Source organism: Gillisia xinjiangensis (assembly GCF_046298265.1).
GTDB classification, from domain to species: domain Bacteria; phylum Bacteroidota; class Bacteroidia; order Flavobacteriales; family Flavobacteriaceae; genus Gillisia; species Gillisia xinjiangensis.
The window spans coordinates 1-615 of sequence record NZ_JBKAHK010000066.1 but is presented as its reverse complement, the minus strand read 5'-3'; the positions used below and the strand labels follow the sequence as shown (position 1 = coordinate 615).

1 protein-coding gene is annotated in these 615 nt (G+C 65.2%); it reads right to left on the bottom strand.

Annotated elements, in window-relative coordinates; genetic code table 11:
- Positions 1-615: hypothetical protein (locus ACKGJN_RS16495; protein ID WP_409540661.1), on the bottom strand; the 615-nt coding region annotated here is incomplete at both ends.

Genomic DNA, 615 nt, shown 5'->3' with positions numbered 1-615 from the left:
CTCCGGAACGATGGAGAAGCGCGCGGGATCCACCGACTGCTCGCCGACCTTCACGCCGTCGATGTACTTGCGCAGGGTCAGCGAGCCGCCCTGGTCCTCGAAGGTGAAGGCGACGCGGTGCCAGGCATCGAGGGTCAGGTTGCCCTGATAGTTGCCGGAGATGCCGATGCCGCCGCTGGCGTTGCGGAAGGCTTCGCCGTCGTCGGTGTTGGCGATATTCGTCTGCAGGAAGGCGGCATAGCTGCCTTCCTGATTCGGGAAATAGACATCGAAGACAAGGCTGTATTGCGTGAATGCGCCGCCGCCGTCAGGCGCGAAGTCCGGCTTCACCAGATAGCCCTGCGTATCGGTCGAGCGGGGGAAGCCGACCACCGTGGCCGTCCCGCCGGGCAGATCGGCAATGCCGAAGTCCGCCGGGCTGCCGACGGCGATGAGCTCTTCCAGCGGGGTCTCGTCGTTCTGGTTGGCATCGCTCCAGCCGGCGAAGTCGCCGTCGTTGAAGGTATCCACCAGCAGGGTCTTGTCTGTCGTGACCACCACCCTCACCGCGTCGCTGTTCTTCACGCCGTTCACGTCGGTGGTGACCAGCGTCAGGTCGTGGCGTCCGCTCGGCAG